Here is an 18,090-nt window from a genome sequence, read left to right as displayed (position 1 = left end):
CGCTGAACCCGCGCCACAGGCCTTGATGTGACCTATATCGGCATCGATCTCGGGACGTCGTCGGTCAAGGCCGTGCTTGTCGATGACAGGCAGCATGTGCTCGGCTCAGTGACGAGAGAGCTGACCATCGCCCGCCCCTTCCCGCTCTGGTCCGAGCAGGCCCCCGCCGACTGGATCGCCGCGACGCTGGATGTCTTGCACGGCCTCAAGAGCGCAGCCCCCGAGGCTTTTCGCCGTTGCGCTGGCATCGGCCTCTCCGGGCAGATGCATGGCGCGGTTCTGCTGGACGAATGCGATCAACCGCTACGCCCCTGCATGCTCTGGAACGACGGCCGCGCCGCCGCCGAATGCGCCGGGATCGAAGCGAGCGAGCCGGATTCCCGTGCGATCACCGGCAACATCGCCATGCCCGGCTTCACGGCGCCCAAGCTGCTCTGGATACGCCGGCACGAACCGGAAATCTTCCGGCGCACCCGCAAGGTGTTGCTGCCGAAGGCCTATCTGAGGCTGGCGTTGGCCGGCGAGGCGATCGAGGAGATGTCCGACTCCTCCGGCACGCTCTGGCTCGATACCGGCCGTCGCGCCTGGTCGGACCGGATGCTCGCTGCGACCGGGCTCGATCGCAGCCACATGCCCGCCCTCGTCGAGGGCTCGCGACCTGCCGGCCGCATGCGCCCCGAACTCAGCCACGAACTCGGCTTCGACGCCCCGCCTCTCTTTGCCGGCGGCGCGGGCGACAATGCCGCAGGAGCGGTCGGGCTGGGCGCCGTCGCGCCGGATAGCTGCTTCCTGTCGCTCGGCACATCCGGCGTGCTCTGGCGCACCACCGCCGGCTTCGAACCGCGCGCCGGCAGCGCCGTCCATGCCTTCTGCCATGCCCTGCCCGATCGCTGGCACCAGATGTCGGTCCATCTCTCGGCTGCCGCGAGCCTGAACTGGTGGGCCGCGGTCTGCGGACAGTCCGAAGCCGTGTTGCTGAGCGAGCTTCGTGCGCAGGTCGAGCAACCGTCACCGGTGCTGTTCACGCCCTATCTGTCGGGTGAACGCACCCCTCACAACGATCCGCAGATACGCGGCCTCTTTGCCGGCCTCGGCCACGAGACCGATCGCAAGGCCATGACCCAGGCCGTTCTGGAAGGCGTCGCCTTCGCTTTTCGGGATGGCAAGGAAGCGCTTGAAGCCGAGGCATCGCCGATCAGCGAGGCCATGGCCATCGGTGGCGGGGCACGTTCGGATACGTGGCTAGCGATCCTTGCCGACGTCTTGAACCTGCCGCTGAGGCGCTACCGGCAAACCGAAGCCGGCGCGGCCTTCGGCGCGGCGCGTCTCGCGCGTCTCGCTTGCACCGACGAAAGTCCGGAGGCGGTCTGCACGCCGCCATCCGGCGAGGCCGATATCTTCACGCCGCACCCCGACAGGGTAGCGGCCTATGCCGAGCGCCACGCCTTCTGGCGTCGTGCCGCGGAGGTCTGTCGCACGCTGCGCTGACCGAGATGAAGTTTGACAGATGATCGGGCGAATGCTCTTCATGTGAGCATCCGTTCAAATCAACTGTTGTCCGATGCCCTCACCGCACCCGCCCTTCGACCTCGTCATCCTCGATTGCGACGGCGTGCTCGTCGACAGCGAAACCATCAGCTGCCGGACCCTGGTCGATCTTCTCTCGCCTTTCGACGAGAGCTATGATCTGGAGGCGGTCATGCGCCGCTATCTCGGCCGGCCGGCCAGCGCAGTCATCGAGGATTACGAGAGAATGACCGGCCGCCCGGCCTCGGCTGATTTCACGCAGGACTGGCGGGCGCAGCTCTTCGCGGCGTTCAGACGCGACCTCCAGCCGGTCGAAGGCGTCCGCGATGCCGTCGAAGGCCTGAGCAGTGACTATTGCGTGGCTTCGTCCAGCGACGAGGAGCGCATCGAGCTTTGCCTGCGCAAGACCGAACTCTGGGACCTGTTCGCCGGACGGATCTTCAGCACGACGCGCGTCAAGCGCGGTAAGCCCGCGCCCGACCTCTTCCTGCTGGCGGCAAGCGAGCGCGGCGTCACGCCCGAGAGGTGCCTGGTGATCGAGGACAGCGTCAGCGGCGTGACCGCGGCGAAGGCGGCGGGCATGACGGCCTATGGCCTCGCCGCCGGCAGCCATTTCGCCGTGCTCGACCAGCGCCAGGCCCTGCTGGCAGCCGGAGCCGATCGGCTTTTCGAATCCTGGCGAGAGCTCGCGCTTGCGCCCGCGCCACACTGAGACGGCGATGGCAGAGAACGACAGCGCCCGCCTTGAAGACGCCGCCCGCGCCGGCTGGCTCTACTACATCGCCGGCCGCACGCAGGACGACATCGCGCAGATCCTGAATATCTCGCGCCCGGCAGCGCAACGCCTCGTCTCGCTCTGCCGCAGCGAGGGCCTGATCAGCTTCCGGATGAACCATCCGATCAGCACCTGCATGGACCTCGCGGCCAGACTGCGTGACCGCTTCGAGCTGCTGCATTGCGATGTTGCCCCCTCCGACGGCTCGCCGGAAACCGGCGCAGCGGGCATCGCCGCGCTGGGCGGCGTGCTGATCGAACGCTGGCTGCGCTCGCGTAAATCGCTGGTCATGGCGCTCGGCACCGGCCGCTCGATGCGCGCCAGCATTGAGCGGGTGCCCTCGATGTCCTGCCCGCTGCACCGGCTGGTTTCGCTGGTCGGAACGATCTCGCCGGACGGATCGGCCAGCCCGTTCGACACGCTGGTCAAGCTCGCCGAGATCACCAAGGCACAGCATTTCCCGATGCCGCTGCCACTTTATGTGTCGAGCCCCGAGGAGCGTGCCCAGCTCGTCGAGATCGAGTCGATCCGCCGCATCCGCGCCATCGCCGGCGAGGCCGATCTCTGGGTCATGGGCATCAGCCAGATCGGCGAGGACGCCGTGCTCTATCGCGACGGCTTCATGAATCGCAGCGAATTGCTCGACATGGTCCGCCACGGCGCCGTCGGCGAAGTCACCGGCTGGGTCTTCGACGCGGAAGGCCGCTTCCTAGACCGCGGCACCAACCTGCGCGTCACCAGCGTCCCGCCGGAACCGGGCAGCAGCCGCCTGCGCATCTGCATCGGCCAGGGCCCGGCCAAGGCCCTGCCGCTGCGCGCCGCCCTGACCGGCAAGATCATCAACGGCCTCGTCACCGACGAGGACACCGCCCGCGCCCTGCTCGCGGACTGACCCCCACCCATCACCTCATTCATCCGCCCCGCGCGCGAGCGATTGCACGCGGCTGTCATCCGCCCGTCACCAACGGTTGACATAACAGGCCAGTGTGCGAGCATATGCTTCAACAAAGAGCATATGCTCGCAGAAGACGAATGAGGGAGGCTTTGACATGCGACCTTTCTATGGTGCTTTGGCGGGCGCAGGCGCCCTGCTGCTGACGGGGATATCCGCCGTGCAGGCGGCAACCGAAATCGAACTCTGGCACGCGATGAGCGGCGCGCTCGGCGAGCGCGTCGACGAGGTCGTGAAGAAGTTCAACGACTCGCAGAAGGACTACGTCGTCAAATCGATCGCCAAGGGCACCTATGACGAGGTCCTGAACGGCACGATCGCGGCCTATCGCGCCAAGCGCCAGCCCGAGATCGTGCAGTCGAATGAGCGCTCCTTCCTGACCATGGTCAATTCCGGCGCCATCGTCCCGACGAACGAATTGATGGCCGAGCAGGGCATGCCGCTCGACACCTCGAAATTCATCGCCCCGGTGGTCAGCTACTTCGCCATCAACGGCAAGCTGCAGGCGATGCCGTTCAACTCCTCGACGCCGATCCTGTTCTACAACCGCGACCATTTCAAAGCCGCCGGCTTCGACAAGCCCGGCGCGACCTGGCAGGAGCTGGAGCCGCAGCTCGACGCGATCAAGGCCAAGGGCGTCTCGAAATGCGCGATGGTGCTCCCCGGCGACTACGAGTGGAGCTTCCTCGAGAACTACAGCGCCGTGAACGACATCCCGTATGCGACCAAGCGCAACGGCATGGACGGGCTCGACACCAATTTCGTCTTCAACAAGGGCAAGCTCGTCGGCCAGGTCGAGCGGATGAAGCGCCTCGTCTCGTCGGGCGTGATGCAGCTCGCCGGCCAGGGCATCATCCCGATCCAGCTCTTCACCTCCGGCGAGTGCTCGACGATCATCGCCTCCACCGCTTCGCACGCCGCCGTCGTCGCGGCCGCCAAGTTCGACTGGAGCGCGAGGGAAATCCCCTATGAGCAGGGCGTCACGCCGCGCAATAGCGTCATCGGCGGCGCCGCGCTGTGGACCCTGAAGGGCCATACGCCGGAGAAATACAAGGCGGTCGCCGCCTTCTACGACTTCCTCGCCAAGACCGACACGCAGGTCTGGTGGCACCAGGCGACGGGCTATGTTCCGGTCACGACCGCCGCCTATGATGCCGCCAAGGCGCAGGGCTATTACGAGAAGAACCCGACCCGCGAGATCGCGGTGCTCCAGCTGATGCGCGGCACGCCCAGCGACAATTCGCTCGGCTTCCGCATCGGCAACAGCAACCAGATCAATGTCGCGATCATGGAAGAGGTCTCGGCCGCCTTCCTGGGCAAGAAGCCGGTGCAGCAGGCGCTCGACGATGCCGTGTCGCGCGGCAACGAGGCGCTGCGTCGCTACGAGCAGCTCAATGCTGGCAAGAAATAAGTCGGCTGGCCTTCCCGCGGCGGCTGGTGGAGGCGGTCCACGCCTCCGCTCGCCGCTGCGGCGCCTTTTCCTGAAGGGTGCCGACGATGGTCAGGCGGAAAGCGGGCTCAAGCGCGCGCATTTCAAGGAATGGCGTCTGCCCTTCTGGCTGCTCGCGCCGCAGCTCTTCATCCTGCTGCTGTTCTTCTTCATCCCCTCGATCAGGGCGCTGATCCAGGCTTTCCAGTTGACCGACCCGTTCGGCGCCACGACCCAATGGGTCGGCTTCCAGAATTTCGAGCGGCTCTTTCGCAGCAACGTCTACTGGTCCTCGGCGCAGGTCACGCTGATCTTCACGATCGCGCAGAACGTGCTGACCCTGTCGCTCGCGCTGCTGCTGGCCTTTGCCTCGAACCATATCCTGCGAGGGCGCGGCGCCTATCGCACCGTGCTGCTGCTGCCCTATGCCATCGCGCCCGCGATCGCCGGCATCATGCTCGCCTTCCTGTTCAATCCCCGCGTCGGCCCCGTCGCCCATATGCTGCAGGGGATGGGGCTGGACTGGGACCCTAACCGCAATTCCTGGCATGCGCTCGCGCTGGTCGTGATGGCCGCCTCGTGGAAGCACATCTGCTACAACTACATCTTCCTCGTCGCGGCCCTGATGTCGGTGCCCCAGTCGATCCTCGAATCCGCCTATCTCGATGGCGCGGGGCCGATCCAGCGCTTCCTGCGCATCTCGCTGCCGATGATTGCGCCGACGCTGTTCTTCCTGATCGTCATCAACTTCGTCTACGGGCTGTTCGAGACCTTCGCCATCGTCGACGCGACCACGCGCGGCGGCCCGGCCGGCGCCACCTCGATCCTCGTCTACAAGGTCTATCAGGACGGCTTCGTCACGCTCGACCTCGGCTCCTCGGCCGCGCAATCCGTCGTGCTGATGGCGCTCGCCCTGTTCCTGACCTTTGCGCAGTTCCGCTTCGTGGAGCGCCGCGTGAACTACAGCGTCTAGGCCCGCGATGAACGAGCGCACCCCCGTCATCGACGCTCTCTGTCACCTCATCCTGCTGGTGGGCGCGGCACTCGTCTGCCTGCCGATCTATTTCGTCTTCGTCACCGGATCGCTGACGCAGCAGGAGATCATGCGTGTGCCGATGTCCTGGCTGCCGGGCAGCCAGTTCTTCGCGAATACGCAGACGGTGCTCAGCAGCGCCAATTTCGGCCGGCTCCTGCTCAACTCCTTCATCATCGCAACCGGCATCACCATCGGAAAGCTCGCGGTCTCGGTGATCGCGGCCTTCGCCGTCACCTATTTCCGCTTCCCCTTCCGGATGACGGCCTTCTGGCTGATCTTCATGTCGCTGATGCTGCCGATCGAGGTCCGCATCGTGCCGACCTATGAATCCGCCGCGAATGTCGCGCTGCCGCTCAACATCCTCGGCTCCTGGCTCGGCATCAAGGCGCTGGTCGATCTCGACTGGAACCTGGTCAACACCTATTCCGGCCTGATCCTGCCGCTGATCGCCTCGGCGACCGCGACCTTCCTCTTCCGCCAGTTCTTCCTCACCATCCCCGACGAACTCTGCGAGGCCGCGCGCATCGACGGCGCCACGCCATGGCAGTTCTTCCGCCTGATCCTGCTGCCGCTCTCGCGCTCGAACATCGTGGCGCTGGCGATCATCCTCTTCCTGATGGGCTGGAACCAGTATCTCTGGCCGCTCCTGCTCACGACCGAGCCGGCCATGGCCAATGCCGTGATCGGCCTGAAGAAGCTGATGCCGCAGAGCGACTCGCTGCCGACCTGGCATCTCCTGATGAACGCGGCCTTCCTGACGATGCTGCCGCCGACCATCGTCATCCTCATCCTCCAGCGCTGGTTCGTGAAGGGGCTGGTGGATAGCGGCAAGTAATAGCCAGCAAGAAACTCGCAACAGGCTAGCAGGGCTTTTCAACATGCGGATCATCGGTCATCGCGGCGCGCGCAACATCTGGGCGGAGAACAGCCTGAGCGGGTTCCGCAACGTCTGCGCCCTCGGCGTCGATGCCGTCGAGCTCGACGTGCATCTCTCCATCGATGGCGAGATCACGGTGATCCACGATCCGCTGCTGGAACGCACCACTGACCACAGGGGGCCGGTCGCGCATCTGTCGCGCGCGGCGCTCGCCAAGGTAACGCTCGACGATACGCTGGGCGAAACGATCCCGACCTTGCCGGAAGTGCTCGACGTCTTCGGTCCGACCGGGATCGAGCTCGAAATCGAGATGAAGATGGATGCCTACGGCAATCCCTATCCCGGCCTGCTCGACAAGGTCATCGCGCTGGTCGAAGCGCGCAAGATGGCCTCGCGCGTCGTGCTGACCTGCTTCGTTCCGGAGGTGATCGAGGAAATCCGGGCGAAGGCGCCGCGTATGCGCCGGCTCGCCTCGGTGGATCGTCGCTCCTGCGAGGCCTTCGGCGGCGTCGATCGGACCTTGCAGCGCTTCGTCGACCTCGGCTGCATCATCGCCGTCGAGCAGTCGCTGCTGCGGCTCTGCGTCGACCGCGCCGTCGGCATCGTCGGCCGCGACAAGCTCGGCGCCTGGGTGCCCAACACGGTGCGCGATCTCGATTTCTGGTTAGGACAGCCGATTGCTCAGATTACCAGCGACCGCCCCGACCTCGCTCTGATGCTGCGTGCGGCTCGGAAGGCCTGAGCCATGGCGGTGCGCCTGTCCCGCGCGACACTCGGGCAGCTCGGCCCGGCGGTTAGCGTTCCCAGTTATCGCGCGGAAGAACTGAGCCCCGGCATCGTCCATATCGGCGTCGGCAATTTCCACCGCGCGCATCAGGCCGCTTATCTCGACGAATTATTCGAGCGCGGGCGCGATCATGACTGGGCGATCATCGGCACCGGCGTGCGCGAGAGCGACGCCGAAATGGGCCAGGATCTCGCCGCGCAGGATTTCCTGACGACGGTCGTGACGCAGGAGGCCGAGAGATCGCAGGCTCGCGTCACCGGCGCGATGATCGATTTCGTCGCTCCGGGCAATGCGGCCGCGATCCTCGAACGGCTCGCCGATCCCCGCACGCGGATCGTCTCGCTGACCGTCACCGAAGGCGGCTATTACATCGATCCGGCAACGCAGGCCTTCGATCCCGGCCATCCCGATATCGTGGCCGATGCCGCCGATCGCCTGGCATCTCCGAAGACCGCCTTCGGCCTGATCGCCGCCGGGCTTCTCAGGCGGCGCGCAGCCGGCCTGCAGCCCTTCACGGTGATGTCCTGCGACAACCTGCCGGGCAACGGCCATGTCACGGCGGATGCGGTTGCGGGGCTCGTCGACCTGATCACCTCCGCGGACGCGCGCTGGATTCGCGAGTGCGCCGCCTTTCCCAACGGCATGGTCGATCGCATCACGCCGGCGACATCCGAGCGCGAGCGTCAGGCGCTGCGCGACGATTTCTGCATCGCGGACAGCCGCCCGGTCTTCTGCGAGGGTTTCCGGCAATGGGTGCTGGAGGATCATTTCCCTGCCGGCCGCCCGCGTCTCGAAGAGGTCGGTGTGCAGTTCGTCGCCGATGTCGCACCGTTCGAGCTGATGAAGATCCGCATCCTCAATGGCGGCCACGCGGCGATCGCCTACCCGGCCGGTCTTCTCGACATCCACTTCGTCCATGAGGCGATGCAGGACACTCAGATCGCTCGCTTCCTCTCGGCCCTGCTCGACGACGAGGTCATCCCTGTCGTCCCGCCGGTGCCGGATACCGATCTAGCAGACTACAAGCGCACGATCGAACGGCGCTTCGCCAATCCGAAGATCGGCGACACCATTCGCCGGCTCTGCCTCGACGGCTCGAACCGCCAGCCGAAATTCATCCTGCCGACGCTGCGGGATGCCTTGCAGGCCGGGCTGCCAGTCGACGGGCTCGCGCTCGTGAGCGCGCTCTGGTGCCGGTACTGCTACGGCGAGACGGAAAGCGGGCAGCCGATCGCGCCGAACGACCCGAGCTGGTCGCGGCTTACCGCGCAGGCGCAACAGGCCCGATCCGCGCCGGAGACTTGGCTGCAGATGCGGGATATCTATGGACATCTGGCGGATGATCCGCGCTTCCGGGAGGCGTTCGGCCGATCGCTGCAGGCAATCTGGCAGTCCGGAACCCGGGCGAGCATCGATGCCTATCTCGCATCGCACCGATCCCGGTGATGCTTGGCTGGGGCGGGAGGATTCGAACCTCCGCATGGCGGTACCAAAAACCGCTGCCTTACCGCTTGGCGACGCCCCAATCTGCGGCGCCTTCTAGAACGCGGCGGCGCGGCACGCAACCGTCATGCCGCCTGCATCCCTGCTCGCGCTGCAAGAATTCCTCCACAACCTGCAAAGAGCCTGTTGCGCGGGAGCCGCGTGCTGGCTATAAGCCGGCCACCAGCAGATCGGAGTGTGGCTCAGCCTGGTAGAGCACCTCGTTCGGGACGAGGGGGTCGCAGGTTCAAATCCTGCCACTCCGACCAAAATTTCCCGTGATGTTTCAAGACGTCAGAGAAATGGCCCTCACGGGCCTTTTTCTTTTTCCGGCTGGAACTCCCATCGGGAAACCGTCACCCAACCGTCAACTGGCATGCCTATTGCGTCGGCTCCGAAACGGAGACGACCATGTTGCGCGACTGCCCGGCCGATGCGAAAGCCACGCTTGCCCTGATCGCCCTTTCGGCGATCTGCATCCTGGGCTGGCTCGCCGATCTCGCCCTTTGAGCGAGACCCGGCGACTCGCCCCTGTCGCCCCGCCCCGACAATCTCTAGAGTGCCGCCTCATCGAATCGAACGGTCGGGCCATGAAGCGCATCACCCTCCTTGCCGGCATCCTCGGATTGGCCGTCTTCCTGTCAGGCTGCGACAAATGCGGCAATTTCGGCCCGTTGTTCGGGTCCTCAGACACCAAGAGCTGCGGCGGCAAGTCGACCAACTAGCCGCATCCCCGAGATGAGCGACGAGATCGAGTTCGACCGCAGCGCGACGACGGAGGCCGGCACGGTCGCGAACCTGTCGCCGCTGGTGCGCCGGATCATCGCCGGCAATAGCGGGCCGATGACCTTCACCGGCACCTGCTCCTATATCGTCGGCCGCGGCACGGTCGCGATCATCGATCCCGGCCCCGACGACCCCGGCCATGTCGAGCGCCTGCTGGCGGCGATCCGTGGCGAGACGGTGAGCCATATCGTCGTCACCCATACCCATCGCGACCACTCGCCCGCCGTGCCGGCGCTGAAGGCTGCGACCGGCGCGATGGTGGTCGGCTGCGGGCCGCATCGCCCGTCGCGGGAACTCGGACCGGGCGAGGGCCGCGTGCTCGATGCCGCGGCCGATACCGATTTCGTGCCCGACGCGGAAATGCACGACGGCGACGCCGTCTCCGGCCCCGGCTGGAGCCTCGCCGCCGTCGCGACGCCCGGCCATACCGCCAATCACCTCGCCTTCACGCTGGCCGAGGAAGCGACCCTGTTCTCCGGCGACCATGTCATGGCCTGGTCAACCTCGGTCGTCGCGCCGCCAGACGGCTCGATGGCGGCCTATATGGCCTCGATCGAGAAGCTGCGCGGGCTGGAACATGCCCGCTACTGGCCCGGCCATGGCGGCCCGGTGACCGAGCCGCAGCGCTTCCTGCGCGGGCTCGTCCAGCATCGGCGCCAGCGCGAGGCCGCGATCCTGAACCGGCTTGGCGCAGGCGACGAGACCATCGCCGCGATGGTGCCGGTGATCTATCAGGGCCTGGCGCCGGTCCTGCACGGAGCCGCGGCGCTTTCGGTCCTGGCCCAGCTCGAAGACCTCGTCCTGCGTGGGGCCGTCCAGTCCAGCGACGCGATACCCGCCCTCGCCAGCCGCTACAGGCTCGCCTGACGCCGGCTGCTCAGCGGCTCTCCATCAGCAATTCGATCTCGTCGGCGAAGGCCGTGACACGCGCGGCATTGGCGCCGAGATCATGACTGCCGAGACGCGAGGCCGAGCGGATATCGATGCGGCTGCCATCGACGCGCGGCCTGACCCGGATGGTGATGTCTTCGGAAAAGCGCAGGAGGCGGCCACGCGCGACGGCCTCGACCCGCCCTGCGCCGCTGCGCCCACCCGGCCGCGCCGTCTCCAGCACCTGCCAGCCCAGGCCGAGCGCCGCGCGTCTGGCGAGATCGAAGGCGGCCTCCGCCGGCAGTTCGAGCAGGATCGGCACCGCCTTGGGATAGGCCTGCCGCTGCAGGCGCCGCCTTTCGGCCGGCACGTCCGGCGGGACCCGTCCGGCACGAGCGGTCAGCGCGGCCTGCGAGCGGCTGAAGGCGGGCGGATCGTCGATATCGGTCGAGACATCGGCGAGCGCCGGCCGGGTCACGAATCTCAGCGCGACATAGCCGGCTGGCGCGAGCAAGATGAGCGCGAGCAGCATTGCCCCCGCAGCCATGCCGACGCCGCGATGGCCCGACTGCCAGATGCGAATGAAGGCGATGATGGCAAGGCCAAGCGCCGCAAGCACGAGGAGATAGGCCCCCACGACCGGCGCGAGCCCCTCGATGCTCGGCTCACGCAGACGCACGAGCAGCAGCGACAGCAGCAGGACCGCGCAGGAAAACCACGCCAGCCGGCGGCTCCAGACGGCCGCGCGCGAAACCGGTTCCTCGAAGACGAGACGGCGGTGCATGCCCTTTCGTGCCCGTCATGCAACCGGAAGGCAAGCCGCGGCACAAGCGAAGCGTAATCTTAATCAAATCGACAATAAAACGGCGGGACGAGGTCAGGCCACCGGCCTGCCTCTCGATCTTCCTCACTGCCTTACCGCCGCATGTCACGCTCGAGTACCCCGTGAAATTCTTCCCCTCGTCGATCCAGAACTATCTCGTCGCCACCATGGCCTGCCTGTGCGTGCCCGGCATCGGTGCGCTGGGCTACATGGCGTATCAATCCATCTCGGATGTGCGCAGCAACATGGAGCTGGGCGAGCTGGTCCAGGCCGACAAGGCCCTGCTACTCGCCGGCAATGCGATCCGCACCGCACGCGGACAGGCCCAGACCAGCATCCAGGTCGCAGACGATCCAGTCGCGATGCTGAAGCAGATCGAGGAGAGCAATCGCAGCCGCATCGCAGACGCAGTCGCCCAGCTCGACGAGACCGGCCTGCCTGGCCGCAAGGAGCTGATCGCCGGCATCCTGCAGCAGCAGAAGCTGACCGACGCCAGGATGGCTGATCTCTATGCCGAGGCGGCGAAGCCGAAGGCGCAGCGCAGCCTGGCCGCCACCATGCCCTGGTATAACGGCGTCGGTGCGATCGAAGGCGCGATCGTCAAGGCCTCGGACGAGACCTCCAACGCCGCCCGCCTCGCCGACCCGATCCTCGCCGATCTGCAGGGCTTCAAGTCGGCCGGCTGGGACGTCCGCTCGAATTACGGCACGCAGTGCTCGGTGCTGCGCCCGGTCTTCGGCTCGGGCAAGGCGCTGGAAACGGCACAGATCCGCAAGCTCGGCGAATTGCGCGGCGTTTCCAACGCCGCTGGCGACACGCTGAAGCAGCTTGCCTCCCGCCCCGGCGTCGGCAGCGAGCTGGCCCGGAAGGTCGGCGTCATGTCGGCCGAGGTCGAGGCTTCCAACCGCAAGATGGACGAACTGATCGGCAAGCTCGGCCAGGGCGCCGGCCCCGTCATCGCGGCGGAAGAGTGGACGCAACAGTGCAACGGGCCGTTCACGGCCATCGTCTCGGCCGTCACCCAGTCGCTCGACGACATGGTGGTGCGCACCGACAAGAAGCTCAACGCCGCCTGGGTCAAGCTCGGCATCGTCGCCGCGTTGCTCGCCACCCTGCTCGCGATCTGCGTGATGAGCCTGCGCGGCGTGCAGCGCCGGATCGCACGGCCGCTGGTCTCGCTGAAATCCGCGCTGGACGAGATGCAGCAGGGCAATTTCGCCCAGGCCATCCCGGCCGCCCCGTCGCCGGACGAGATCGGCGCGCTGAGCGGCGCCCTCGAAGTCTATCGCGAGAACGCGCTCGCCCTCGAGCAGAACCGGCGCGACCGCGAACTCGCTATGCTCGCCGATGCCGAGCAGGCTGCCCATGTCCAGAAGCTGCTCGGAGAGGTCGCCAATATCGTCGCCGATGCCCGCGTGGGTAATTTCTCCGGCAAGGCGCAGGTCGGCGGCATGGAAGGCCCGCTCAAGGAGCTCGTCGAGGGCATCAACGAGATCAACGCGGTTGTGGACGGCGCGACGACGGAGTTTGCCGAGGCCCTGTCCGCAATCGCCGGCGGTGACCTGACCAACCGGGTCGAGACGGCCTATCGCGGCCGCTTCGCCGACCTGAAGGGCGCGATCAACGAGACGGTGGACCGTCTGTCGGACACCGTCGCGACGATCCAGACGACCTCGGCCGATGTCGGCTTGGCCGCGCGCGAGATCAACATGGGTGCCGACGACCTGTCGAAGCGCACCGAGGAACAGGCCTCCTCGCTGGAGGAGACCGCGGCGACGACCGAGGAGCTCGCAGCTTCGGTCAAGGCCTCGGCCCAGGCCTCGAAGGATGCAGCCCGGATCGCCGACGAGGCGATGCAGGCAGCCGAGAGCGGCGGCGCCATCGCCGGCCAGGCGGTCGACGCCATGGCCCGGATCGAGACGGCCTCGCAGAAGATCTCCGACATCATCCGGGTGATCGACGACATCGCCTTCCAGACCAACCTGCTGGCGCTCAACGCGGCCGTCGAGGCAGCGCGTGCCGGCGATGCCGGCAAGGGCTTCGCAGTTGTGGCGTCCGAAGTGCGCACGCTGGCGCAGCGCTCGAGCTCCGCGGCCAAGGACATCTCCGGCCTGATCTCCTCGTCCAATGTCGAGGTCGGCGAGGGCGTCAAGCTGGTGCGGCAGGCCGGCGAGCAGCTCAGCCGCATCCTCGCGGCCTCGCAGAAAGTCGCGGCGACGATCGCCGATATCTCGGCGGCGTCGGGCGAGCAGGCCAACGGCATCGACGAGATGAGCCAGGCGGTGGCGCATCTCGACGAGATGACCCAGCAGAACGCGGCCCTGTCCGAGCAGAGCGCGGCCTCGGCCGGCTCGCTGTCCGGCCGGATAGAGCAGCTCAACGCGCTCGTCGCGACCTTCCGCACCGGCCGCGAGCAGGTGGGCCAGACGGCTTACGCCCAGCCAGCCGCGATGGCTCCGCGTACGGTCAAGGCGCCGCTGCGGGCGGCTTCCGCCGAACCGGCGCGCCTGCGCCAGCTCGCCGAGGCGGCCTTCGTCCAGTCCAAGGCCATGCCCGCCCCGCGCAAGGTCGCCAATGGCGGCCGGGTCAGCGATTCCGGATGGGAGGAGTTCTGAGGCCCAGCCTCCGAACCAGTCTCGAACACGACACGCGCGGCGCCCCAAAAGGGCGCCGCTTGCGTTTCCGGCTTCAGCTCATGCTTGCCGATTTCGCTCCGAATCATCGCCGTCATCTCGGGCTTGACCCGGGATCCATGCCGGAACGCCTCCGATCAAGGTTCAGGCATGGATCCCGGATCTCCGCTGCGCTCCGTCCGGGATGACGCGCTCTTTCTGAGACCAAGAGAGAAGAACGCTGGTCACACCGGCAGGCGATAATCCCTGAACATCTCGCGCAGCTTCGTCTTCTGGATCTTGCCGGTTGCCGTGTGCGGGATCGCCTCGACCAGCACGACATCATCCGGCAGCCACCATTTCGCGATCTTGCCGGTCATGAAGGCGAGCATCTCGTCCTTGCCCGGCGTGCGGCCGGGCTTCGGCACGATCACCAGCAGCGGCCGCTCGTCCCATTTCGGATGGGCGACGCCAATCACCGCTGCTTCCGCGACGTCCGGGTGGCCGACGGCGAGATTTTCGAGATCGATCGAGGAAATCCATTCGCCGCCGGACTTGATCACGTCCTTGGAGCGGTCGGTGATCTGCATGTAGCCGGCGGGATCGATGGTCGCAACGTCGCCAGTATCGAAGAAGCCGTGATCGTCGAGGATATCGTCCTCGCTGCGATAATAGGCGCCCGCCACCGCCGGCCCGCGCACCTTGAGCCGGCCGAAGGTCTTGCCGTCCCAGGGCAGGTCCGCGCCGGCATCGTCGGTGAGGCGGAACTCGACGGTGAAAGGAGGATGGCCCTGCTTCACCTTGAGATCGTAGAGCGCATCGCCTTCCAGCCCCTCATAGACCGGCTTCATAGAGCAGAAGGAGCCGAGCGGGCTCATCTCGGTCATGCCCCAGGCATGGGCGACATCGACGCCATATTTGCGTTCGAAGACCTCGGTCATCGCGCGCGGGCAGGCCGAGCCGCCGATGACGACGCGCTTCAGCGTCGAGAGCTTGCCGTTCGTCGCCTCGAGATGCTGCAGGAGACCCAGCCAGACGGTCGGCACCGCCGCCGTCATGGTCACGCCCTCCTCCTCCAGCAACTGGTGCAGCGAGGGGCCGTCGAGCTTGGCACCGGGCATGACCAGCTTGGCGCCGGTCATCGGGGCGGAATAGGCCAGCGACCAGCTATTGGCGTGGAAGAGCGGCACCACCGGCAGCACCGTGTCGCGCGCCGACAGGCCCATGAAATCCGGCGCGGCGCAGGCAAGCGCATGCAGCACATTCGAGCGGTGCGAATAGAGCACGCCCTTCGGCCCGCCCGTCGTGCCCGAGGTGTAGCACAGCCCCGCCGCGGTATTTTCGTCGAAGCGGCCCCAGGCGAAATCGTCGTCCGCCTCGGCGAGCCAATCCTCATAGGCGACGGCGTTCTTCAGGCCGCATGACTGGAGATGCGCGGCATCGGTCAGGATGATGTAGCGCTCGATCGTCGGGAGCTTGTCCTGGATCGCCTGGATCATCGGCACGAAGGTCAGGTCGAGGAAGAGCAGCCTGTCTTCGGCATGCCCTGCGATCCAGGCGATCTGCTCCGGGAAGAGCCGCGGGTTGACCGTATGCGTGATCGCGCCGATGCCACTGATGCCGTACCAGAGCTCGAGATGCCGGTCGGTATTCCAGGCGAGCGTCGCGACCCGGTCGCCCAGTGCGACACCCTCGCGCTGCAGGCGCTTCGCCACCTTCAGCGCGCGGCTGCGGATCTCGACATAGCTGCGTCGCCGGAGCGCTCCATCCTCGACGGCGCGACTCACCACCTCGCGGGTGCCGTGCTGGACGGCGGCGTGGTCGATGATGCGGTGGAGCAGAAGGGGCCAGTCCTGCATCAGGCCGAGCATGCGCTTATCCTCCCGAGAGTATGTGCCGGTGAGGATAGCGACGGGCTCGCGCGAAAGGGAAGTCATCCGATCGAAGGCTCGCCTGCGCGCACGAGATGGTTTAGGCCTGATCCTTCAAGAGCGGGGGGAAACGCCATGACCGCAGCGAAAGCCGTTCAGCCGGCCGTGACGGAACCGGACCGGGTCTGGTTCCGCTTCATGCGGCTGCACCAGCGCATGCTGATGCAGATGACGGGGCGCATCCGCACGCTTGGCCTCTCGATTCCGCAATTCGATCTGCTCTCGACCCTGACCGAGCAGGAGGGCATCAGCCAGAGCGAACTGGCCGAGAAGCTCTATGTCACCAAAGGCAATGTCTCGGGCCTCGTCGACCGGCTGGTGCAGGCCGGGCTGGTCGAGCGCCGCGCCATCGCCGGCGACCGACGCTCCTATGCGATGCACCTGACGCCGGAAGGCCGCCGCCTCGCCGAAGCCGGCATCGCCGCCCAGCGCGAATTCGTCGCCAGCACGCTCGGCAAGCTCGGGCCGGACGACCTCGCCGAGCTCGACCGGCTCGTGCTGGCCTGGCGCGATCTCGCCCGCGCCGCCGATGCCGAGTGACCGGGCATGGCTGACGGCATCGACCTGACCGCCTCCGCCACGACCTTGCGTCAAGCGCTGCTCGCCCGCCGCTTCAGCGCCTCTGATCTCCTTGAGGCGACCTTCGCCCGCATCGATGCGCTGAACCCGCGCCTCAACGCCATCGTGGCGCAGGATCGCGAGGCCGCCCGCGCGATGGCGAAAGCTTCGGATGCGCGCCTCGCCAATGGCACCGCCCGCCCGCTCGAAGGGCTGCCGATCACGATCAAGGATGCCTTCGACGTCGCCGGCCTGCCCTCCTCCGGCGGTCTGCCAGCCTATCGCGAGCGCGTTCCCACCGAAGACGCCGCCCCCGTCGCAAGGTTGCGGGCCGCCGGTGTGGTCATCATCGGCAAGACCAATGTCCCGGTCTTCTCCGGCGATTTCCAGAGCTACAACCCGGCCCATGGCGTGACCAACAATCCCTGGGACGAGACGCGCTCGCCCGGCGGCTCCTCGGGCGGTGCCGCGGTCGCGGTCGCGACCGGCATGAGCGCCTTCGAGCTCGGCTCCGATCTCGGCAGCTCGATCCGCTGGCCGGCGCATGCTTGCGGCGTCTTCGGGCTCAAGACGAGCTGGGGACTGGTCTCGACCTGGGGTGCGATCCCACCGCCGCCCGAGCGACGCACGCTGCGCAATGTCGACCTGATGGTCGCCGGCCCGATCACCCGCGCGACTGAGGACCTCGACCTGATCCTGCCGGTGATCGCCGGGCCGCGCGACACCGCCCTCCCCTCCGCGCCTCTGCCCGAGCCGCGCCGGCCCAGCGCCAAAGGCCTGCGCGTCGCGCTCTGGGCTGTCGATCCCTTCGCGCCGGTCGACCGGGAGGTGTCGGATGCCGTGCGCGAGGCGGCGCGTCGTCTGGCCGAGGCCGGTGCAATCGTCGACGAGACCGCTAGGCCCTCTGTCCGCTTCGCCGATGCCTTCGAGGTCTATGCTCTCCTGAATCATGCCGTCGTCGCCTATGGCCTGCCGCCCAAGGTGCGCGCCCGCATCCAGGCGCAGGCCTCGCGCTTCAGCCCCAACGACCTGTCGCATCAGGCCCTGCAGGCGCGCGGCGCCCGGATGACACCCGGCTTCTACCAGCAGATCGACCAGCGCCGCCGCACCCAGAAGCGGCAATGGGCCAGCTTCTTTTCCCGTTACGACGTGGTGCTCTGCCCGCCGGCCCCGGTCGCCGCGATCCCGCATGACCATGGCCCGGATATCCATGCGCGGCGGCTGATCGTGAACGGCGAGGAGCGGCCCTATCTCGATTTCCTGCTCTGGGCCTCGCTCGCGACGGGCGCCGACCTGCCGGCCCTGTCCGCGCCGGTCATGCGTTCGCGCGAGGGTCTGCCGCTCGGCGTCCAGATCATCGCGCCCTTCGGCGAGGACCGGACCGCCATCGCCGTCGGCGCGATGCTGGAAGAGCTGGGCGGGCGTTTCATGCCGCCGCCACTTCCGCGGTCGTGACTTCGCGCGGAAACACGACCGTCATCCCGGGCTTGCCCCGGGATCCATCGCATGGTGTCGCACTCTACGATGGATCCCGGATCTCCGCTTCGCTTCGTCCGGGATGACGCGCGCTTTCATCCGAAACCGTCACACATTCGGGCCTGGAGACACACGCTACGCCCGCTCCGCGCGAACCCTTTCCGTTTCG

15 protein-coding genes and 2 tRNA genes are annotated in these 18,090 nt (G+C 67.0%); 14 read left to right on the top strand and 3 right to left on the bottom strand.

The features are described 5' to 3' along the window. Positions 1-27: 27 nt before the first annotated feature. From xylB to ACFJGT_RS01780, 8 genes are all read left to right on the top strand, one after another. On the top strand, positions 28-1,488 hold the full coding sequence (xylB, locus tag ACFJGT_RS01815; protein WP_377845264.1) for a xylulokinase: 1,461 nt from the start codon (positions 28-30) through the stop codon (positions 1,486-1,488). Positions 1,489-1,561: 73 nt separating this feature from the next. Then, on the top strand, positions 1,562-2,239 hold the full coding sequence (locus ACFJGT_RS01810) for an HAD family hydrolase (RefSeq protein ID WP_377845261.1): 678 nt from the start codon (positions 1,562-1,564) through the stop codon (positions 2,237-2,239). Between the two features lie 7 nt (positions 2,240-2,246). Continuing rightward, positions 2,247-3,194 (top strand): sugar-binding transcriptional regulator, encoded by a 948-nt coding sequence (locus ACFJGT_RS01805; protein WP_377845258.1) that lies wholly within the window; start codon positions 2,247-2,249, stop codon positions 3,192-3,194. Positions 3,195-3,351: 157 nt separating this feature from the next. Next, positions 3,352-4,665, top strand: coding sequence for an extracellular solute-binding protein (locus ACFJGT_RS01800; RefSeq protein ID WP_377845256.1), 1,314 nt, complete (start codon positions 3,352-3,354; stop codon positions 4,663-4,665). Next, positions 4,649-5,656, top strand: coding sequence for an ABC transporter permease subunit (locus ACFJGT_RS01795; RefSeq protein WP_377845254.1), 1,008 nt, complete (start codon positions 4,649-4,651; stop codon positions 5,654-5,656). Before ACFJGT_RS01800 ends, ACFJGT_RS01795 begins: the two co-directional genes overlap by 17 nt. A gap of 7 nt (positions 5,657-5,663) precedes the next feature. Beyond that, entirely contained in the window at positions 5,664-6,554 is an 891-nt protein-coding gene (locus tag ACFJGT_RS01790) for an ABC transporter permease subunit (protein WP_377845252.1), read from the top strand. Between the two features lie 43 nt (positions 6,555-6,597). Then, the gene (locus ACFJGT_RS01785; protein WP_377845250.1) at positions 6,598-7,338 is read left to right on the top strand and encodes a glycerophosphodiester phosphodiesterase family protein; all 741 of its coding nucleotides are present in this window, start codon (positions 6,598-6,600) and stop codon (positions 7,336-7,338) included. A gap of 3 nt (positions 7,339-7,341) precedes the next feature. Then, positions 7,342-8,829: a mannitol dehydrogenase family protein gene (locus tag ACFJGT_RS01780; RefSeq protein ID WP_377845247.1), complete on the top strand. Its 1,488-nt coding sequence runs from the start codon at positions 7,342-7,344 to the stop codon at positions 8,827-8,829. Positions 8,830-8,833: 4 nt separating this feature from the next. Here the strand turns inward: ACFJGT_RS01780 and ACFJGT_RS01775 are convergent. Beyond that, positions 8,834-8,908: transfer RNA gene (locus tag ACFJGT_RS01775), tRNA-Gln, on the bottom strand. Between the two features lie 149 nt (positions 8,909-9,057). On the opposite strand from ACFJGT_RS01775, the gene ACFJGT_RS01770 reads away from it, so the two are divergent. The 3 genes from ACFJGT_RS01770 to ACFJGT_RS01760 all read left to right on the top strand — a co-directional run bounded on the left by ACFJGT_RS01770 (position 9,058) and on the right by ACFJGT_RS01760 (position 10,518). Beyond that, positions 9,058-9,134 (top strand) — tRNA-Pro (locus tag ACFJGT_RS01770). A 321-nt stretch (positions 9,135-9,455) separates the two neighbouring features. Next, complete coding sequence (locus ACFJGT_RS01765) at positions 9,456-9,590, top strand: hypothetical protein (protein WP_377845244.1); 135 nt, start codon at positions 9,456-9,458, stop codon at positions 9,588-9,590. A 13-nt stretch (positions 9,591-9,603) separates the two neighbouring features. After that, complete coding sequence (locus tag ACFJGT_RS01760; protein WP_377845242.1) at positions 9,604-10,518, top strand: MBL fold metallo-hydrolase; 915 nt, start codon at positions 9,604-9,606, stop codon at positions 10,516-10,518. A gap of 10 nt (positions 10,519-10,528) precedes the next feature. Here the strand turns inward: ACFJGT_RS01760 and ACFJGT_RS01755 are convergent, their stop codons facing one another. Beyond that, positions 10,529-11,305: a DUF1499 domain-containing protein gene (locus ACFJGT_RS01755; protein ID WP_377845240.1), complete on the bottom strand. Its 777-nt coding sequence runs from the start codon at positions 11,303-11,305 to the stop codon at positions 10,529-10,531. A 161-nt stretch (positions 11,306-11,466) separates the two neighbouring features. Between ACFJGT_RS01755 and ACFJGT_RS01750 the strand changes: the two genes are divergently transcribed. Continuing rightward, on the top strand, positions 11,467-13,959 hold the full coding sequence (locus ACFJGT_RS01750) for a methyl-accepting chemotaxis protein (RefSeq protein ID WP_377845238.1): 2,493 nt from the start codon (positions 11,467-11,469) through the stop codon (positions 13,957-13,959). A 242-nt stretch (positions 13,960-14,201) separates the two neighbouring features. Here ACFJGT_RS01750 and ACFJGT_RS01745 read toward each other — a convergent pair whose 3' ends face one another. Continuing rightward, positions 14,202-15,827 (bottom strand): long-chain-fatty-acid--CoA ligase, encoded by a 1,626-nt coding sequence (locus tag ACFJGT_RS01745; RefSeq protein ID WP_377845236.1) that lies wholly within the window; start codon positions 15,825-15,827, stop codon positions 14,202-14,204. Between the two features lie 135 nt (positions 15,828-15,962). On the opposite strand from ACFJGT_RS01745, the gene ACFJGT_RS01740 reads away from it, so the two are divergent. Beyond that, complete coding sequence (locus ACFJGT_RS01740) at positions 15,963-16,427, top strand: MarR family winged helix-turn-helix transcriptional regulator (protein ID WP_377845233.1); 465 nt, start codon at positions 15,963-15,965, stop codon at positions 16,425-16,427. Positions 16,428-16,433: 6 nt separating this feature from the next. Further along, positions 16,434-17,900: an amidase gene (locus tag ACFJGT_RS01735; protein WP_377845231.1), complete on the top strand. Its 1,467-nt coding sequence runs from the start codon at positions 16,434-16,436 to the stop codon at positions 17,898-17,900. Positions 17,901-18,090: the final 190 nt, after the last annotated feature.

The organism is Allobosea sp. UC22_33, assembly GCF_042700715.1.
Lineage (GTDB): Bacteria > Pseudomonadota > Alphaproteobacteria > Rhizobiales > Beijerinckiaceae > Allobosea.
Note: the sequence above shows the minus strand (reverse complement) of the source record. Positions and strands in the feature narration are given on the sequence as shown.